This is a genomic window from Fuerstiella sp. (genome assembly GCA_022447225.1).
GTDB lineage: Bacteria > Planctomycetota > Planctomycetia > Planctomycetales > Planctomycetaceae > S139-18.
On sequence record JAKVAZ010000001.1, the window covers coordinates 447818 to 465140 of the forward strand.

General features: G+C 53.1%; 14 protein-coding genes. 5 read left to right on the forward strand and 9 right to left on the reverse strand.

The window, feature by feature from the left end; genetic code table 11:
• The first annotated feature begins 75 nt into the window (after positions 1–75).
• Positions 76–1569 carry a M81 family metallopeptidase gene (locus MK110_01650; protein MCH2209978.1) on the forward strand — a complete coding sequence of 498 codons (1494 nt, stop codon included), beginning with the start codon at positions 76–78 and terminating at the stop codon, positions 1567–1569.
• A 79-nt stretch (positions 1570–1648) separates the two neighbouring features.
• Here MK110_01650 and MK110_01655 read toward each other — a convergent pair whose 3' ends face one another.
• Positions 1649–2737, reverse strand: coding sequence for an aminotransferase class I/II-fold pyridoxal phosphate-dependent enzyme (locus MK110_01655; GenBank protein MCH2209979.1), 1089 nt, complete (start codon positions 2735–2737; stop codon positions 1649–1651).
• A 129-nt stretch (positions 2738–2866) separates the two neighbouring features.
• On the opposite strand from MK110_01655, the gene MK110_01660 reads away from it, so the two are divergent.
• Positions 2867–3124: a hypothetical protein gene (locus MK110_01660; GenBank protein MCH2209980.1), complete on the forward strand. Its 258-nt coding sequence runs from the start codon at positions 2867–2869 to the stop codon at positions 3122–3124.
• A gap of 132 nt (positions 3125–3256) precedes the next feature.
• Here the strand turns inward: MK110_01660 and MK110_01665 are convergent, their stop codons facing one another.
• From MK110_01665 to MK110_01675, 3 genes are all read right to left on the reverse strand, one after another.
• Positions 3257–4774, reverse strand: coding sequence for a serine/threonine protein kinase (locus MK110_01665; GenBank protein ID MCH2209981.1), 1518 nt, complete (start codon positions 4772–4774; stop codon positions 3257–3259).
• Between the two features lie 297 nt (positions 4775–5071).
• On the reverse strand, positions 5072–7060 hold the full coding sequence (locus MK110_01670; GenBank protein ID MCH2209982.1) for a cytochrome b N-terminal domain-containing protein: 1989 nt from the start codon (positions 7058–7060) through the stop codon (positions 5072–5074).
• A gap of 132 nt (positions 7061–7192) precedes the next feature.
• Positions 7193–7756 carry a Rieske 2Fe-2S domain-containing protein gene (locus MK110_01675; protein ID MCH2209983.1) on the reverse strand — a complete coding sequence of 188 codons (564 nt, stop codon included), beginning with the start codon at positions 7754–7756 and terminating at the stop codon, positions 7193–7195.
• A gap of 92 nt (positions 7757–7848) precedes the next feature.
• Between MK110_01675 and MK110_01680 the strand changes: the two genes are divergently transcribed.
• Entirely contained in the window at positions 7849–8121 is a 273-nt protein-coding gene (locus tag MK110_01680; GenBank protein MCH2209984.1) for a hypothetical protein, read from the forward strand.
• Between the two features lie 576 nt (positions 8122–8697).
• Here MK110_01680 and MK110_01685 read toward each other — a convergent pair.
• The 3 genes from MK110_01685 to MK110_01695 all read right to left on the reverse strand — a co-directional run bounded on the left by MK110_01685 (position 8698) and on the right by MK110_01695 (position 10483).
• Positions 8698–8913 carry a SlyX family protein gene (locus MK110_01685; protein MCH2209985.1) on the reverse strand — a complete coding sequence of 72 codons (216 nt, stop codon included), beginning with the start codon at positions 8911–8913 and terminating at the stop codon, positions 8698–8700.
• Positions 8910–10127: a tryptophan synthase subunit beta gene (gene trpB, locus MK110_01690; GenBank protein ID MCH2209986.1), complete on the reverse strand. Its 1218-nt coding sequence runs from the start codon at positions 10125–10127 to the stop codon at positions 8910–8912. The genes MK110_01685 and trpB overlap by 4 nt, the downstream gene beginning before the upstream one ends.
• 206 nt (positions 10128–10333) lie before the next feature.
• Complete coding sequence (locus MK110_01695; protein MCH2209987.1) at positions 10334–10483, reverse strand: hemin uptake protein HemP; 150 nt, start codon at positions 10481–10483, stop codon at positions 10334–10336.
• 229 nt (positions 10484–10712) lie between these two features.
• Here MK110_01695 and MK110_01700 point away from each other — a divergent pair, with 229 nt between their 5' ends.
• Positions 10713–11714 carry a DUF1559 domain-containing protein gene (locus MK110_01700; GenBank protein ID MCH2209988.1) on the forward strand — a complete coding sequence of 334 codons (1002 nt, stop codon included), beginning with the start codon at positions 10713–10715 and terminating at the stop codon, positions 11712–11714.
• A gap of 128 nt (positions 11715–11842) precedes the next feature.
• Here the strand turns inward: MK110_01700 and MK110_01705 are convergent, their stop codons facing one another.
• Positions 11843–13309 (reverse strand): hypothetical protein, encoded by a 1467-nt coding sequence (locus tag MK110_01705; GenBank protein ID MCH2209989.1) that lies wholly within the window; start codon positions 13307–13309, stop codon positions 11843–11845.
• Positions 13310–13606: 297 nt separating this feature from the next.
• Positions 13607–14809 carry a prephenate dehydratase gene (gene pheA / locus MK110_01710; protein ID MCH2209990.1) on the reverse strand — a complete coding sequence of 401 codons (1203 nt, stop codon included), beginning with the start codon at positions 14807–14809 and terminating at the stop codon, positions 13607–13609.
• A gap of 545 nt (positions 14810–15354) precedes the next feature.
• Here pheA and dnaK point away from each other — a divergent pair.
• Entirely contained in the window at positions 15355–17253 is a 1899-nt protein-coding gene (gene dnaK / locus MK110_01715; protein ID MCH2209991.1) for a molecular chaperone DnaK, read from the forward strand.
• Positions 17254–17323 lie beyond the last annotated feature (70 nt).

Genomic DNA, 17323 nt, shown 5'->3' on the forward strand with positions numbered 1-17323 from the left:
TTTCCGATTCGAGTTTCCTACGATATTCACCGGCCAGTACGATTGTCCTGTTTCAGTTCGTTTCACAGGTGTTCTATGCGCGTCGGTATCATTGGTCTGCTGCATGAATCCAATACGTTTATTGCAGAAAAGACTACGCTTAAGCACTTTCAACACGACACCCTGCTGACGGGTCCGGCAATTCATGATCGATTTGCCGAAACAGGTCATGAACTGGGTGGATTTTTCGCCGGGCTGCAACAGGAGTTGATCGAACCTGTTCCGATCTTGGCAGCAAGGGCTGTCCCGTTCGGACCGATTCTCACCGAAGTATTTCAGCAGTTGCTGGAGATGATGCAAACCGAACTGGCGGGTGTCGGCCCGCTGGACGGAATTCTGGTGGCTCCGCACGGAGCGACAGTTTGTGAGTCTGTGGGTGACGCAGACGGATACTGGCTGGCAAAACTGCGTGAACAGGCCGGACCAAAAATGCCGATTATCGGTACGCTCGACGCCCATGCAAATTTGTCTCAACAAATGGTTGATGCGACCGATGCTCTGATTGCGTACCGCACCAATCCGCATTTGGATCAATTTGAGCGAGGCGTGGATGCAGCCCGACTGATGGCTCAAACGCTGCGCGGAGAAGTGTGCCCTGTTCAACGTGCACAGTTCCCGCCGCTGTCCATCAATATGGAGCGTCAGATGACGTCCGAACCGCATCTGACACCTCTATATGAAGCACTGGAAGAGTCGCACGGCAAAGCAGGAGTACTCGCCGGCAGCATCCTGCTGGGGTTCCCGTATTCCGATGTTGAGGAAATGGGCTCTTCTGTGCTGTTTGTCACTGATCGCGACCTTCAGCTTGCCGCCGATGAGTCAGAAAAGCTTGCCGAACAAATGTGGCAGAGCCGTCAGGAACTGGATGGACGGTATCTCAGTATGGATCAGGCAGTTCGCCAGGCCGCCGGCATGGACGGACCGGTGTGCCTTCTGGATATGGGCGATAATGTGGGAGGTGGGTCACCGGGTGACAGCACTCATCTGGCTCATGCCATCCGCCGGTCCGATGTTGCCAGTGCCTTGATTTGTGTCTTTGATCCCGACGCGGTCCGGGAATCGGTTGCTGTCGGGGTTGGTGGAACAGTCGAACTGAAAATCGGAGGAAAGACAGACGACCGGCACGGTGTTCCGCTCACCGGTACCTGGACGGTTCATGATATTGTTGATGGTGAGTTTACTGACAGGCAGATCCGGCACGGTGGATTTACACGATACAATCAGGGACGTTCTGCTGTGATACAAAGCACTGACGGACAGCTCACAGTTTTGTTGAATTCCAGACGAACACCGCCATTCAGCCTGGTGCAGCTCACCAGTTGCGGTCTGAATCCGACACAATACCAGATCATTGTGGCCAAGGGGGTAAACGCACCTGTGGCGGCCTATGCACCCGTTTGCCGGCACCTGATTCGCGTCAACAGTCCGGGGTGTACTACGGCAGAGATGACACAGCTGGAATTTCGATATCGAAGGAGGCCAATGTTTCCTTTTGAAAACGATGCCCTGTTCAGGTCCCGCACGGATTAACTGTCAGCGGCTGCTGCCGCGGGGAGCAGCTTCCACGTCACAAACTGAGAGTTGCCCCGTTTCAATGCAGCTGTTTGTCTTACAAATTGGTAAGGCACTCCTGCAAAGCACTCAGCAGCTGATCAATTTCCTGATCGGTGCCAATCGTAATTCGCAGTCCGTCCATTGTACTCTGACCAGATCCCGTCCCGGGAAAACTCATGTAACGTACGAGCACACGCCGCTGTTTGAGGCCAAGGTAGATCGACTCATGCTGACCGGACACGTGTTGTGTCCAGACGAAATTTGCCTGACTGGGATACACATTAAAACCAAGCTCCGTCAACGCGGTTGCCAGACGGCCACGCGTTGACAGAATTTTTGCACGGTTGGACAGCATCCAGTCCTGATCCTGGATGGCGGCAGTGGCTGCTGCAATCGATACGGCGTCACAATTGTAGCTGTCTTTGGCCTTTTGCATCTGAGATGTGAGGTCAGGATGAGCGATCGAAAACCCAAATCGAATTCCTGCGAGGCTGTACGACTTGCTGAGTGTTCGTGTGATCACCAGGCGTCGATCAAAGCGTTCGTCCTGCAGTAGTTCGCCTCGGTGCGGCGCATCCGTAAAGTCAGCGTAAGCTTCATCCAGCACCAGAAGTCCGTCGTCAGGCAGTAACTGTGCCAGCATGTCAGGCGGCCAAACATTACCGGTTGGCGAGTTGGGATTGGGAACAAAAAATACGCGTGAACGCATTCGCAGTTTTGCCGCATCTTCCGGCGACCATACGAAGGACTCATCCAGCAACAGTCGTTCCAGCCGACAGTCCTGGATCTGAGCGAGTGCTTCGTACAAAACGTAACTTGGATACGGGTACGCAATCAAATGACCTGAATCACAGGCGGTGCGTACGATGACCGTCAGATTTTCATCGCTTCCGTTGGCCGGGAGGATCCATTCGGGATCCAGATCAAAGAGTTCTGCGGCCGCAAGGCGAAATGGAGTTGCCAGAGCGTCAGGATAGATGTTCAGTCGGCTGCCGGCGGCCTGCTTAATCGCTTCGACCACATGAGGCGAGGGAGGATACGGGTTTTCGTTGGTATTCAGCTTGACCCAGCCGGATTCCTGAGGCTGTTCGCCGGGAGTGTATCCTGCAATTTGACAAATGGTATTTCGGACTGGCAAAGACATAATCCGGATGGTGACAATAATTAAAGACGGGCAGATGAAAGACTGAGCATACCGCCTGTTACGACGCTCATGCATTCCTGCTGCTGACTATTTCGGTGGAAACCTGGAACACTTGCGTGGAACAGAATTGTGGAACAGTTCATAGGACAGGACGTCGTGATCGATGTGGAGTCACAGTACGTCTTTCTGGGACGCCTGGTATCACTGACGTCCGGTTGGCTGACACTGAGGCAGGCGGATGTCCATGATCTTCGGGATTCCCAGACGACACGGGAGTTGTATGTGCTTGACTCACGCACAGACGGCATCCGTGTTAATCGCCAAGAGGTGCTCATTCCCACTGATCAGATCGTCAGTGTGTCTCGACTGGATGACGTGATCGAATGATGGCACATTTTACGAACGCTGTCGGACTGTCGCCAGAAAACGGTACTGCAGCGATTTGTGAAACCGCAGTCCGACTGATGCCGTGTTGACGGATTACTGGTCTTTGCCGGTTTGAGTTACTATTGGCTATCGCTACGGTTCAGGAGAATCGATATCCAGTCCGTCAATTCCGTCGTCCGATTTCGATTCCACCCACTCCTGAAAATTGGTGCCGATATTATCCCAAGTCGTTGATACCAGTAAATAGACGACACCAAACAGGATTGAGACTGCGATCAGCCAGATGAGCAGTCCCACGCCGCTTACCAGACCACGAAGTCTGTCGCGGCCCCAGCGCCAGCGAAGTCGTGACCGTTCTGCCCGATCTACCTGCTTGTAAAGACTCTGCATGTCTTCGTTCTTACCGGTGGCCGCCTTTCGGGCCAGTTGACGTTCGATGGCATCGGCGAACTCCGGAAACCCGGCCAGCGGAAGATACGATCCGTCTGACGAAGCCTTGGCGCGTGCTTTGGGTGTCAGCATTCCGGCATTGATCATTTTCACAACCCGACGTGATGAAAATTTTTCCATCATTGATTTGCCGTTGGGTGTATGGTACTGCACGTACCACGTTCGGGCAGACGAACCGGTTTGCCCGCCGGACGGCAGCCTCGTGAGTCCGGTTGGCTTGTTGCCCAGTGTGCTTCCCATGGCAGCAGCAGTTGACGACTGAGTCCGTCCCCCTCCAGCCGGTGGTTCCGCTCCCTCAATAAAGCTCAACGGCTCACCGTGCATCCCCAGGGCAGACAGGTCGAGCAGAACCTCTTCACACGTCTTGTAACGGTGGTTGGGATTTTTCGCCATCATTTTGTCAATGATGAGGTCAAGTCGTTCGGGGATGTCCGCTTTCAGTTTTTTCGCCGACGAGTAGATTCCTTTCTCTTTGGCAACGATCAGTTCAAGAGTCGACTCCCCCTCAAAAGGCAACTGGCCTGTCAGCAGGTGGTACAAAGAGGCGCCCAGAGCGTAAATGTCACTTCGTTGATCCACGTGTTTTGCGCTGCGTGCCTGTTCAGGAGCCATATACAGCGGTGTTCCCAGTCCCTGACCACTTTGGGTCATTGACAGGTCTTCATCCATGACCTTGGCCAGCCCAAAGTCAGCAACTTTCACGACACCCCTGCTGGTAAGCAGGATGTTATCCGGCTTAATATCACGATGAACCATGTTCTGTGAATGTGCATGACGGAGGGCTTCCGCGCACACGACGGCGATATGCACAGCGTCGGGGACAGACAGATGGGCCATTTTGTCCAGCCAGTCCTGGACACTCTTGCCATCGACGTATTCAATGGCCACGAAGTGAAGGCCCTTATAGGAATCAACCGCATAAACCTTGACCACGTTGGCATGGTCAATCTTTGCCATGGATCGGGCTTCACGCTGAAACCGTTTAACAAAATCCGGTTGCCTGGCCAGTTCCTTAGTGAGCGTCTTCAATGCGACGTTGCGATCCAGACTGACCTGTCTGGCAAGATAGACTTCCCCCATCCCGCCTTTGCCCAGACGGCGTTTCAGTTCAAAGTCACCCAGCCGGGTCACGGATTTCTTCTTTTTGACCGGGGGCGATGTCTTTTTCGGATTGTCAGTCACGCGATCAGTTCCAGCCATAATCGGCGTTCCGCAGATCGGTCAGCCGGGATATTGGGGGACGAAATTGGACCGCACGTCGTGAAATTTCCGGTACGTCAGCTGGTCAGTGCCGGACGTTCAGGACACCCAGTACTATATGACGTTCGACGCAGCTCTTCACTCTGACAAGGGGCAGATTTCCGGGCAATGGCAAATCAGCGAAAAGCCGGTGACACCCGAAATCGGTCATTCTCTGCGGCTGAAGCCGTGGTATGTCCGATCGGTCTGATCAAAATGACGCTGCGGAAGCCCTGAAAAATGGCCTGTTCTCCGATTTTACTCGCCAGGAACCGCGGCTGAACCGGGTGTTTCCCCTTCGAGATCCTGTCTCAGCCGGACCAGTGCAGCGGGATAGTCCTCAACACGGGTTTCCGGATAGTCGTGAGTCATCCAGCGGACTAACAGATCCAGTTCCATCTCTCCCAGTTTTTCCACGCTGTATGCCGGCATCCGGTTTTTAATACCGTAGTGCCGCTCCGCGTCCGGGTAACGAATGAAATCTTTCAGCCAGGCGACGGAACCGTATTTTGCCAGAGTTGGATATCCATAGGTGTCATCCGTGTCGCTAGCTGCAAACTCCTGACCGATCGTACCGTGGCAGGTTGCGCAGGATTCCAGACTCCAGTCACCGTCGATGGCGACGGCACTGCCCCGAGCAACTTTTTCAGGGTCGACATTCATGTCTTCCCGTCCGGTTTCCGCAACAAGGAACTCAATCAGGGCATCGACATCGGCTGCATTTTCCTGAGCAGTCAGCGCAGCGCTGTCTCCCGACCAGTCAGCCATTTCTGAGTTCTCGGGATCCAGTCCATCCTCATCACCATCTCTGTACCATTGTGCGTTCTTTAGCCAGGCGAAGTGTTCCGAATAGTTCAGGATGACACTTCGCATCCAGTCACGTGTTCCGAAATTTCCAAGATCGGCTGCCGTGGGCACAGCTGTATACGACTCGAATCGCTGCGGATCGTACGAATCTCCGTCCGGTGTCTTCTGTTCCCGACGATCCAGCACCATCACGCCGCGACCGTTGTGTCCGTTCCAGCGGTGGCAGGACGCGCAATGCTTCGCAAACAATCGGGGGCCTTGTGTGAACGGATCATTCCGCATCATTTCCATTGCCCCGTCTGAGGATATCCTGGATCTTCCCTCAGGTCCTGTGGCCAGTTCGTGTGCGCGATGTGCTTCGCGTTCGGCTTCGGCGAGCGCTGACTGGTGACTGACATCGGCCTGGTCTTCAAAGACGGCCAGTGCTGTCAGTCCCACAATTACGGCTGTCATGCCCCAGGTAAATGCCTTGTTCAGTCGATGACCGGATTCCCCCAGGAATTTTGCTGTCAGTGGCATTGCGGCCAGAATGCCCATGATGATACCGGGAACGATGATCGCACCAAAAGTAACTCCCAGAGCTTCAACCGCATGAAATCGCAGGAACCGAAACAGAAACAAGTAGTACCATTCCGGACGAGCAGCATCAAATTTGACGACAGGGTCTGCCGGAGCACCAAGTTCAGCTCCCCGAAAGACTGCAAACAACAGAAGCACGGTTAGAACACCCAGGCAGGCCACAGCATCTTTCAATACCTGATCCGGCCAGAACGTGGTTTCCGGAGCGTGATTTTTATCAGCCACCGTGAGCCCCTGCCGACGGAAACAGTAAATGTGCAGCGCCAGAAAGGCCACAAGCAGTGTCGGTAGAATTCCCGCATGCATGGCAAAGAATCGCGTCAAAGTCAAATGCCCGTACTGTGGTCCGCCCTGCGCCAGAATCTGGGCCGCCGGGCCGATGACGGGTGCTGAACTGACAATGTTGGTGGTCACTCTTGTGGCGTAATATCCCTTTTGGTCCCATGGAAGCAGGTAACCGGTGAGTGATAAACCCAACACAATGTTCAGCAGAATAATGCCCAGCCAGAAATTGATTTCCCGCGGTGCACGGTAAGCTCCGTCAATAACCACCTGAATCAGATGAATTCCAATCAGTACGACCATTGCCTGAGCCGCATAGTGGTGCAGTCCCCGGACAACACTCCCCAAAAACACTTCATGCTGAATGTAGTGAACACTCTCCCAGGCGCCGCGCGTGTTGGGACTGTAGAACATCCACAGCATGAAACCGGTAAGCACCTGCAGCATGAACACAAAGACCAGCGTACTGCCCCACACATACCTCCAGCGAGCTCCCCCAGGAACACGCTCATAGAGCGCTTCATGCATCACGGACCGAAATCCGGTGCGGTCATCCAGCCACTTCATCAGAGGTGTCATCAAGCTATTATCTCCCTCGGCACTCGCTGCTGTCGTGCATCAGAGCCCTGGTCACGTTTGGTTGTATGTTCACTGATGATATTTCAAGCTGAATTACGTCGACAAACACAGTTTCACCAGCTGGCCAGTGCTTCAGACTGGTTTCTTCTGTTCAGTGCCACCGAGGAATTCCTGGTAGTTCACCAGCAGTTGCCCTGAATCATCCGTCCGGATGTCGAGTTCGTCCATTCCCCGCGGAGGAATCACGTTTTTCTTCGCACCATCCAGATCGAAGGCACTGGTATGGCACGGGCAATAGAAATCATTATTGCTGGCCCGGTAATCAACAGAACAACCAAGATGCGGGCAGGTTGAGCTGAAAGCAACCAGACTGCCATCGTTTTTTTTGCGTACCCAGATGCTGCCGACGGGAACATCTTTGTACAAATTCCACGCATCCGACTGATCCGCAATCACGGTCACGGCCACGGGGGATCCATCGTTCGGAATCGTATCGCTTGTAATCCCCAGGGGGATGAAATCACCTTCTTTGCGACGACGAAACAACGGATCCAAAAAAAACATTCCGCCCAGGGTGGCCGGAATTACGTTCAACAATAGTCCCAAAAGGCCGGTCAAAATCTGTACGAAGGTACGTCGGTTCTGCGGGGTGGTTTCGAGAGTTGGATCAGGCAATGTGGGTTCATCAGCAGGCATAGTGAGACTCAGGCAACAAGGCAGGACGTCTTGCAGAAAAAGACGTATTGAAGTGGCACGAGCATTTGAATCGCTTCCGAGAGGAATCACAAGTGATCAACGCATTCGGCAAAGCTGATCCGTTGTGGGGAATACCGGAGCAATTTTATGAATCACATCAAAAATGGTGTGTTCGGTCGCAGGTGGAAATTCTTATGGATCTTCTAGGGCACTGTGGCTCTCAGTCGCGGACGGTGATTTGTGCAGCAGTTGGCGAGCGGGAACAGCACACTCTTCGGCAGCGCACAAGGAAAGGCTCCACCATTGACATGGTGGAGCCCCGTAGAATCGTGCTCGCAAAGACAGATGCTCAGGAGAACCGGTAAGCTCACCTTCCTATGAATATAAATGCGAGCGACATCTTGGGGAGTCTCGAAGTCGGGAATCCCTTCGACGGAAAATGACTGCGGAACACATTCCGACAGTGAAATAATGCCAGACAGAATGCTGCCTGACGGGTGTGATTCATTGGCACATTTTGTACCAATGTTCTGGGCCCATTCCCATGGTTCGTTTTTTTTGCGGAGTCGCAATTGAAATTGCTTTATTGGACTGGCGATTTTTCAAAAATGTTTGCAGACAAGGCTGATGTCCAGTGGCCGTAGCGTTGACCCGATAAGAAAACGTTCGCTCCGTCCTTGTCTCAATCGGCTGCGGTGGATGTATCAAACCTGTACATCTGGCCTCGTATGATTCGGTCTGTTCTTAAGGCAGACTGTTTAATATCAGTGAACCGGCCACTACTCCCGCGTTATACGCAAAGTGAAGAAACGGCATGTGATTGAGAAGCCGAACGGTTGGGCAACGGAACGGCTGAACCACGTCCCATACTGGGTTTGGTCTGCCAGCTGCTGACGTCAATGGGGAACGGCAGTGGCTGTTCTGTGGTACCGCAGGACAACTCAATAATGCGGTGGTCTTTCCAGACGCGGGTCTCGTTGTTCGGCCGGCTGCTGAATCAATTCAAGTTCGCGTTCTATGCGGGCGATCCGCAGATCCGTCTCCTGCAGGCGTTCAAGATGATGTGTCAGTGACGTGTTGATCTGTTCAATGTCCTGCTGCAAATGAGCCAGCAGGGTTTCTATTCGGACCTGGCGGTTTTCTCTGTCAGTTGTCACAGTTGCTGTCCCGACAATCGTGCAACTTCGTTCACGTCTTTGTCACCTCGTCCTGACAGGCAAACGACGACGATGTCCTCCGGGCTCCGTCGAGCGGCCACGTCGAGCGCATGCGCGATGGCATGTGACGACTCAATCGCCGGCAGGATGCCTTCGGTACGGGCCATCGTATGAAACCCCCGAAGTGCTTCATCATCGGATACACTGGTGTAGCTGACTCGACCGGACTCTTTCCAGTATGCGTGTTCGGGGCCAACGCCTGGATAGTCAAGTCCGGCTGAGATCGAATGCACGTCCTGCGTCTGGCCGTCATTGTTCTGAAGAACGTAACTGAAGCTGCCGTGAAGAATCCCTGGCTGTCCTGAAGTCAAAGTGCTGGCATGTTCCCCCGGGGCTTTGCCGCGGCCTCCGGCTTCGACTCCCGTCAGAACAACAGACCTGTCATCAACAAACGGATAAAACATTCCCGCAGAGTTTGAGCCGCCGCCGACACAGGCAATGATTTCGTCCGGAAGTCGCCCTGTTTGTTTGAGACATTGTTGCCGGGTTTCGATTCCGATCACGGACTGAAAATCACGGACCATGGCCGGGAACGGATGAGGTCCAACCACACTCCCCAGAATGTAATGAGTGTCTCGAACTGATGACATCCATTCCCGCATGGCTTCGTTGACTGCGTCTCCCAGAGTCCTCGATCCTGTCGTTACTGGTCGAACTTCAGCTCCCATCGTCTGCATATTGAACACATTGAGTTTTTGCCGACGAACGTCTTCTTCACCCATATACACAACACAGGGCAGTCCAAAGCGGGCACAGGCAGTAGCCGTGGCCACACCGTGCTGACCTGCTCCGGTTTCGGCGATGACTCGTGTTTTCCCCATGCGTTTCGTCAGCAGGATCTGACCAATTGTGTTGTTGATCTTGTGGGCGCCGGTGAGGTTCAGGTCTTCCCGTTTGAAGTATATTTGGGCTCCGCCTGAACTTTTCGTTAATCGTTCCGCGAAATAAAGCGGGTTAGGTCGGCCCACATAGTCGCGCAGCAAATCTTTGAATTGTCGATCAAATTCAGAATCATTCTTTGCGGACTGCCAGACGTCCGTGAGCTGATCCAGAGCATACATCAGTGTTTCAGGAACATAGCGGCGGCCGAATTGACCGAACCGCCCGCGTTCATCAGGAACAGAGGCAAAAGAATTTGCAGGGCTGGTTGCCATATAAGGCGTCATTCTGATGGAGGACGGATTGCGAGGGCCATCATCATGTGCATTTTCCGGTCATGAACAAGGATTGGCTAGACAGAGCCGGTAAATTCACGATTCGGCTCTAATACACCCAGTAATCCTGTCATGGCTTTGGGCGCTAAAAAACAGCTGTCTGTCGGAGCAAAACTGGCAACAACTCCTGTTGAGGGAGCTGGCACTCATTTTTGCAGCAAAAGTTTGTTATTTCGTGTCACAACTAAGCGATAGATTTCGCCATCGTGTTCGATTAACACCTGTCTTTGACCCTGAAGCAATGTAGACGAGTCGATGGGCACCGCAGTGCCTTTCGGCTTCGGCTTGTCGGACATTCTTCCTGCCTAGTCTTAATTGGGGCAACAACGGACTGAGGAGCATGATTTAACTTTGTAAGAATTCACGGCAAAAACATGGTTCTAGCCTTGTGATTCATTACATCCCTGTACCATACTGATATTGAGACTCAGTCGCAATGGTGGTGGCTGGGTCTTTCTCAACTTTCTTTCACGCCAGCCAGCCTCGATGGGGGGTCAGCCAGCAATGATCTCAGAAGGCTTACTGATGCAATTCTCAAAAAGACGTGGTTTTACTTTGATCGAACTTCTGGTGGTCATTGCCATCATCGCGGTTCTAATATCGCTGTTGCTGCCAGCGGTCCAACAGGCTCGTGAGGCTGCTCGCCGAACACAATGCAAAAACAACCTGAAGCAAATTGGACTCGCCCTTCACAATTATCTGGACGCTAACAACACATTTCCACCTGCATTTGTCTCAGATATTGCTCAGAACGCTACGCCGGGTGGGGAATGGTCGATTCACGCACGCATCATGCCGTTTCTTGACCAGGCTAATTTGTACAATACCGCAGACCTGTCGCTGGCATACGGTGATGGGGCCAATCAGGGTATCGCAACTCAGAGGATCTCGACTTATCTCTGTCCGTCCGAAGTCCTGGACAAGACTCGTCTTTCCGGTAGCACGCCGATTCATTATCCCGTTAACTACGGATATAACGCTGGTACGTGGAATGTTTGGGATAACACAACCCAAACAGCCGGAGATGGGTCGTTCGCTGTTAATTTTGCATACCAACCTCGTGACTTCTCTGACGGGATGAGCAACACTCTTGGATTTGCAGAAGTCAAAGCATATACCCCTTACAACCGCGACGGGGACAATGGAACGGCCACAATTCCGGCCACAGCTGCGGACGTTGACGCGTTAATTGCTTTGGGAGGAAGCAACAAGTCGAACAGCGGGCACACTGAATGGGTCGATGGACGCGTTCACCAGACTGGGTTTACCACGACGCTTCCACCTAATTCGAAGGTCACAGTGCCTGGTGGTGTAAGCGACGAGGGAGACTATACATCATGCCGGGAAGACAAAAGCTGTTCGACGTCGACATTTGCATCCGTGGCGTCCCGCAGTTACCACTCAGGTGGTATCGTCAATGCCCTTCTGATGGATGGCTCAGTTCGCACCTTTAGCGAAGGTCTTGACCTGGGTACCTGGCGGAAGCTCGGTTCACGAAACGATGGCGAAATCATTGGCGAATTTTAGCGCATAGTTTTCCTTTGCCGTCGCTCGACGGCATTGTGTTGACTGTGAAGGCCGGTTTTATCAGGGAACCGGCCTTTTTTATGCGCTCGTTGAGCCGGCCCAGTATAACGTCCATTTGATTTGTACAGCTACTGATGTCGGAACGGTGCTTCTGCAGTTCGCTGTTGTGGTTCCTGAAGCCACCGCTCTGCTGCTTCGCGCATCCGTTTTCTGTCGCGATCGTCGGGCTGACACTCCAGCAGGGCCTGCTGCAGAGTACGAACCGCCTGACGATTCCGTCCGCTGTCGTGATACGTCAGTGCGAGTTGCATTCTTACGACAGGCAACTGTGGTGCTTGGGTCATCGCATGATCCCACAGTGTGAATGAATTTCGCCAGACGGGTAGATGCAGTGTCGTTGCCAGCAATGCGGCCCCAACCAGTCCCAGACTCAGTGACCACCGAGTGATTTGCTTATAGCGATCTGCCGGACTGTTATGATGTTTCATGGGGCCACGGAGAATGCGATCAAGTAAGGTCGCTCCGGCAGCAAAGAACAAAATGCAGGGTAGATACAAATATCGATCGTTCATCAAGGTGGTGATGCGGAAGAAATTAAGTACAGGCAGCAACAGCAGCAGGAAGCACGACAGACACCACAACAGCGTCGGACTGCGGTATCTCAAACGCCACGCTACCATGGCCACCAGAATCCAGGCCGCTCCGGAAACAACAATGGTGCCGGCGATCCCCGACGTCGGTGGGTCGTACAGAACGCACAGACGGGTCGGCCAGATCATCATGCCGACGTATTGCCACAGTATCGTGGCGTCCACGCCAATGATCTGCAGGAGGCTGAGATCAAAATGTCCGCGAAGTCCACCCAGGACACTCTGCTGTGAGGCCATGGTTCTGAACAACAGGATCAGGCTCATCAAACCTGGAATAATCTGCCGTACCAGGGCATCACTGAATTTACGGCGAGCAATTAATACATCATACAATAGTACAATCGGCGGAACGATGACCGCCAGTGCCTTGGAAAGAAGTGCTGCCGCCAGCCAGATGATGTACCACAGATCCTGCATTGGATCGGTGTCAGCCGTTCCGGCTATAGTGGCTGGTTTCAGTCGAACGATCAAAGCGGCGAGTATGAATGTCGCCGATAACAGCCCTTTGCGTGACGATATCCAGGCAACTGTTTCGATTTGCACCGGATGGACCAAAAACAGAGCTGCGGTGAGCCATCCGACGAAGCGGTTTCGGGTTAGCTGATGCGTTAATACGTAAACCAGAATCCCGTTGAGCAGGTGCAGCAGTACATTTGTGGCATGGTAACCGCCGGGCTGCATACCCCATAAAGTATGATCAATAAGCAAGGTGCCGATCGTCAGAGGAGCGTAGTTCCGCGTGACTGTTTCCGTGGCCACTCCGTACAGCGTGGATGGTGACCAACTTTTGATCAGGTCGTTGTTCCAGACATAGGCCGGATCATCCCAGTTGACAAAGTCGAACCACACACTTGGCCAGAAAGCGAGCAGACCAATGAAAACCAGTGTTCCCCACGCCGTCCACTCCGGTCGGAGGTCCCGCAGACCGGGTTTCGGTGAATTCATGCGATACATCCTGCCACAGGGAATTGACTTTCCGCACTCTGCAAGCATGTCATCCGGATTGCCTCCGGGCGTTGCGAATGCGCAGTAGTCTGCTGGTTTTGTGCCGCCAGTGATCAGCAGAACCGATGCAACCGTTACAGAAAGCCTGTCGGATCGGAACCGCCAACAGAAAATCCCGTTCGGGCGGCTTCACCGACTACTGGTGGCGTGACCGGGCATGCTGGTTCGGGCATCGTTTTGACTGGGAAAATTTTCCTACTGCAGTCCGGTCACGGTCGGTATGCAGCTGACCACGCACTAATCAGCAGGCTGGCTGCGCGGGTAGGATCCGAGAATCTCAAGTCGGTCCGCCATCCTTTCCAGTTCTCGAATTGCCTTGCGGATTTTTGTGTCGCTAACGTGCCCTTCGAAATCCACAAAGAACAAATAGCCGGATTCCGGAGCACGGAGTGGAAAGGATTCAATCCAGGTCAGGTTCACTCGACACGTTTTGAAAACGGTCAGGGCGTCGGACAGTGCTCCTGGTTTATGTGAAACCTGAAGCAGGACCGCGGTTCTGTCTCGGCCGGTTGCCTCGGCGATCGTATCACCAATTACCGCGAATCGTGTGATGTTGTTCTGGTTGTCTTCAATATTTGCGGCGACGATCTGCACTTCGTACTGCACGGCTGCCTGGTGACTGGCCACAGCCGCAGCTCCCGGCTTTTCACGGGCCAGCTGAGCTGCGGTGGACGTGCTGGTTACTTCAATCAGCCGAGCCTGCGGCATATTTCGGGCCAGCCAGTCTCGACACTGTGAGAGTGCCTGTGGCTTACTGTATATTTCGTTGATTTCACTGCGATCGCAGCGAGCCAGCAGATTGTGATGCACGTGAAGCTGGATTTCACCACAGATCCGCAGCGGCAATCGGGTAAACATGTCCAGCGTATCAACAATCCTGCCGTCGGTACTGTTTTCAATCGGGACCAGGCCAAAGTCGACATGTCCTCGATTCACTTCGTCGAAGACCGTGGCAATTGTGCTGACAGGAACCAAATCTGCCGAATGTCCAAAGCGATTAATTGCGGCCAGATGTGTGAAGCTGTACGCGGGGCCCAGGTAGGCAACACGTGTGCGACGCACGCGTTGTCGGCCGGCACTCAGTAAGGTGCGGAAAACCTCTTTTAATTCAGTTGATTCCAGCGGTCCCTTGTTGGACTTTTCCAGATGCTGCCAAAGTTGAGCGTCGTCGCTCAGGTCGAAAACAGCCTTGGTCGGAATCTCTGACTCACCAGCTTTTCGAAGAAATAAAGTCGTCCGCTCATTGAGCAGTTCGACAAGTAGTCGGTCAACCTCAGTAAGTCGTTCCTCGGGAGTCTGAACGATTTTCTTCGGTCGGGATGATGCCGAACTGGTCCGCTGCGTTGTTTTCTTCTTCTTGGCAACCGGTTTTTTGCGGGCGACTTTCTTTGCGGGTGCCTTAGCTCGAGGAGACCGTTTTGTTGTTTTTTTCTTTGTCATCGTCGTATCCGATCAAATCACACGGCCGCCTCACGTGAATTAAGGGAACCGACAACCAACAGGCGTCCTTTTCGAGCTTGTACTGCTCCCCAAATCGAGTGTCAAGTACCCTGTACTCAAGCGCCGGTTGATGCATCTAAATGCAGCCTGCCAAATGGTTTTAGTCAACCTGGTTGATCTAACCAGATCAATCCGCTGCCACAGTGGCACAGCAGGAATGCCGGGAGGAGCTGCCACTGTGGCATGTAAAAATGAAGGTTGTGCAGGGCCAGCCACTGTCAGTCTGACACCATGATGACAGGCTAAGGTCGATCCGTATGTTACAAGTCATTTTAGAGAAAAGACTTGTGGCATTCTGTCGAGTTTCGGCACGGCGGATGCTAATCGAGGGTCTACTAAGCGGTTTGTGGTCTGCCGACACTGATCTTATTCGGCGGAATAAAGTTGAACAATTTTCACGGTGAATGATTGTCTGGAGCAACGCCGCTGACGCGCGGTTTCATACAACGTCGAAGTCATAATTCGTGTGCCGGGAGTAAAGAGTCATGCAGGGTGAAAAAATCATTGGGATTGACTTGGGAACAACCAACTCTGTGGTTTCGGTCATGGAAGGTGGTGAGCCGCGTGTGATTGCAAATCAGGAAGGCGCACGAACCACTCCCAGCGTGGTGGCGTATACGGACAAAGGTGAGACTCTTGTCGGGGATCCTGCGAAGCGTCAGGCCGTTACGAATCCAACAAACACAATTTACTCAATCAAGCGGTTTATGGGCAGACGCCACAGTGAAGTTCAGTCAGAAGAAAAGATAGTTCCTTATACAATCGTTGGTGGCGAAAGCGACTACGTCAAGGTTGATGTTTCGGGCAAGGATCAGACTCCCCCGGAAATATCTGCACTGATCCTGCGTAAACTAAAACAGGCAGCGGAAAGCTATCTGGGTCACACTGTCAACAAGGCTGTCATCACGGTTCCCGCCTACTTCAACGACGCCCAGCGACAGGCTACTAAGGACGCCGGACAAATCTCCGGACTTGAAGTGGCGCGTATTATTAACGAGCCAACCGCAGCCGCACTGGCATATGGCCTGGAAAAAAAATCGGATGAAAAGATCGTTGTTTTCGATCTGGGAGGCGGAACGTTCGACGTCTCCATCCTCGAAGTGGGAGACGAACTGGTCGAGGTGTTGAGTACAAACGGTGATACTCATCTTGGCGGAGACGATTTTGATGAGGTGTTGATCGATCATCTGGCCACGGAGTTCAAAAGAACGGATGGTATCGATCTTCGCAGTGATCCGATGGCTCTTCAGCGACTTCGTGAGGCAGCGGAGAAAGCCAAGAAGGAACTGTCGACCCAGCAGACAACGGACATCAATCTTCCGTTCATTACGGCAGATGCGTCCGGCGCCAAACACCTGCAGCTGTCCATTACCCGATCTCAATTTGAAGAGCTGATTGATCCGCTTGTGGAGCGTTGTCGGCAGCCGGTTCAGAGTGCACTCAAAGATGCAAAGCTCGACCCGTCACAGATCAATGAAGTTGTTCTGGTCGGCGGGTCCACTCGTGTTCCCAGGGTGCAGGCCTTTGTACGGGAAATGTTTGGTAAGGATCCTCATCAGGGTGTCAATCCTGATGAAGTGGTTTCACTGGGTGCTGCCATTCAGGGTGGGATCATTGCAGGTGATGTTAAAGATGTTGTATTGCTGGACGTTACGCCGCTGTCACTCGGCATTGAGACTGAAGGGGGCATCATGACGACACTCGTCGAACGCAATACGACGATCCCGACGACCAAGTCAGAGACCTTTTCCACCGCTGCAGACAATCAGCCGGCCGTCACGGTGCGGGTTTTTCAGGGTGAACGTCGAATGGCTGCAGACAACCGACTGCTGGATCAGTTCGACCTGTCGGATATTCCTCCGGCTCCGCGAGGCGTGCCGCAGATCGAGGTGAAATTCGATATTGATGTGAACGGGATTCTGAATGTTTCCGCGAAAGATAAGGCAACGGGCAAGGAACATTCTATTCAGATTAAGCAGTCCAGCGGACTTTCGGACGACGAGATCGACCGAATGAAGCAGGATGCTGAAGCCCACGCCGAAGAAGACAAGCAGAAGGAAGAACTGGCGACGGCAAAGAACCAGGCATCAACACTGGTCAGCGCTACCGAGAAGACACTCAAAGAACACGCCGACAAGCTTGATGATGCCTCAAAATCGGCCATTGAAGCGTCGATTGAGAAAGTGAAATCTGTTTCTGCCGGTGACGATGCTGCTGCGATCAACAGCGCCCTGGAGGAACTGTCACAGGCTGGTCAGGCCCTTTATCAGCACATGGCCGCCGATGGCGAAGCCGGTGCAGAATCACCGGAGGCAGCTGCGAGCACCTCCGCAACAGATGATGATGATGTGATCGACGCGGAGTTTGAAAAGAAAGAAGCGTAGGCACCGATTTTCACCGCTGTGTTTTCCTGATTCGGGATTTCTGCAGCGGCGAACCGTCCTTGTTTCTTTT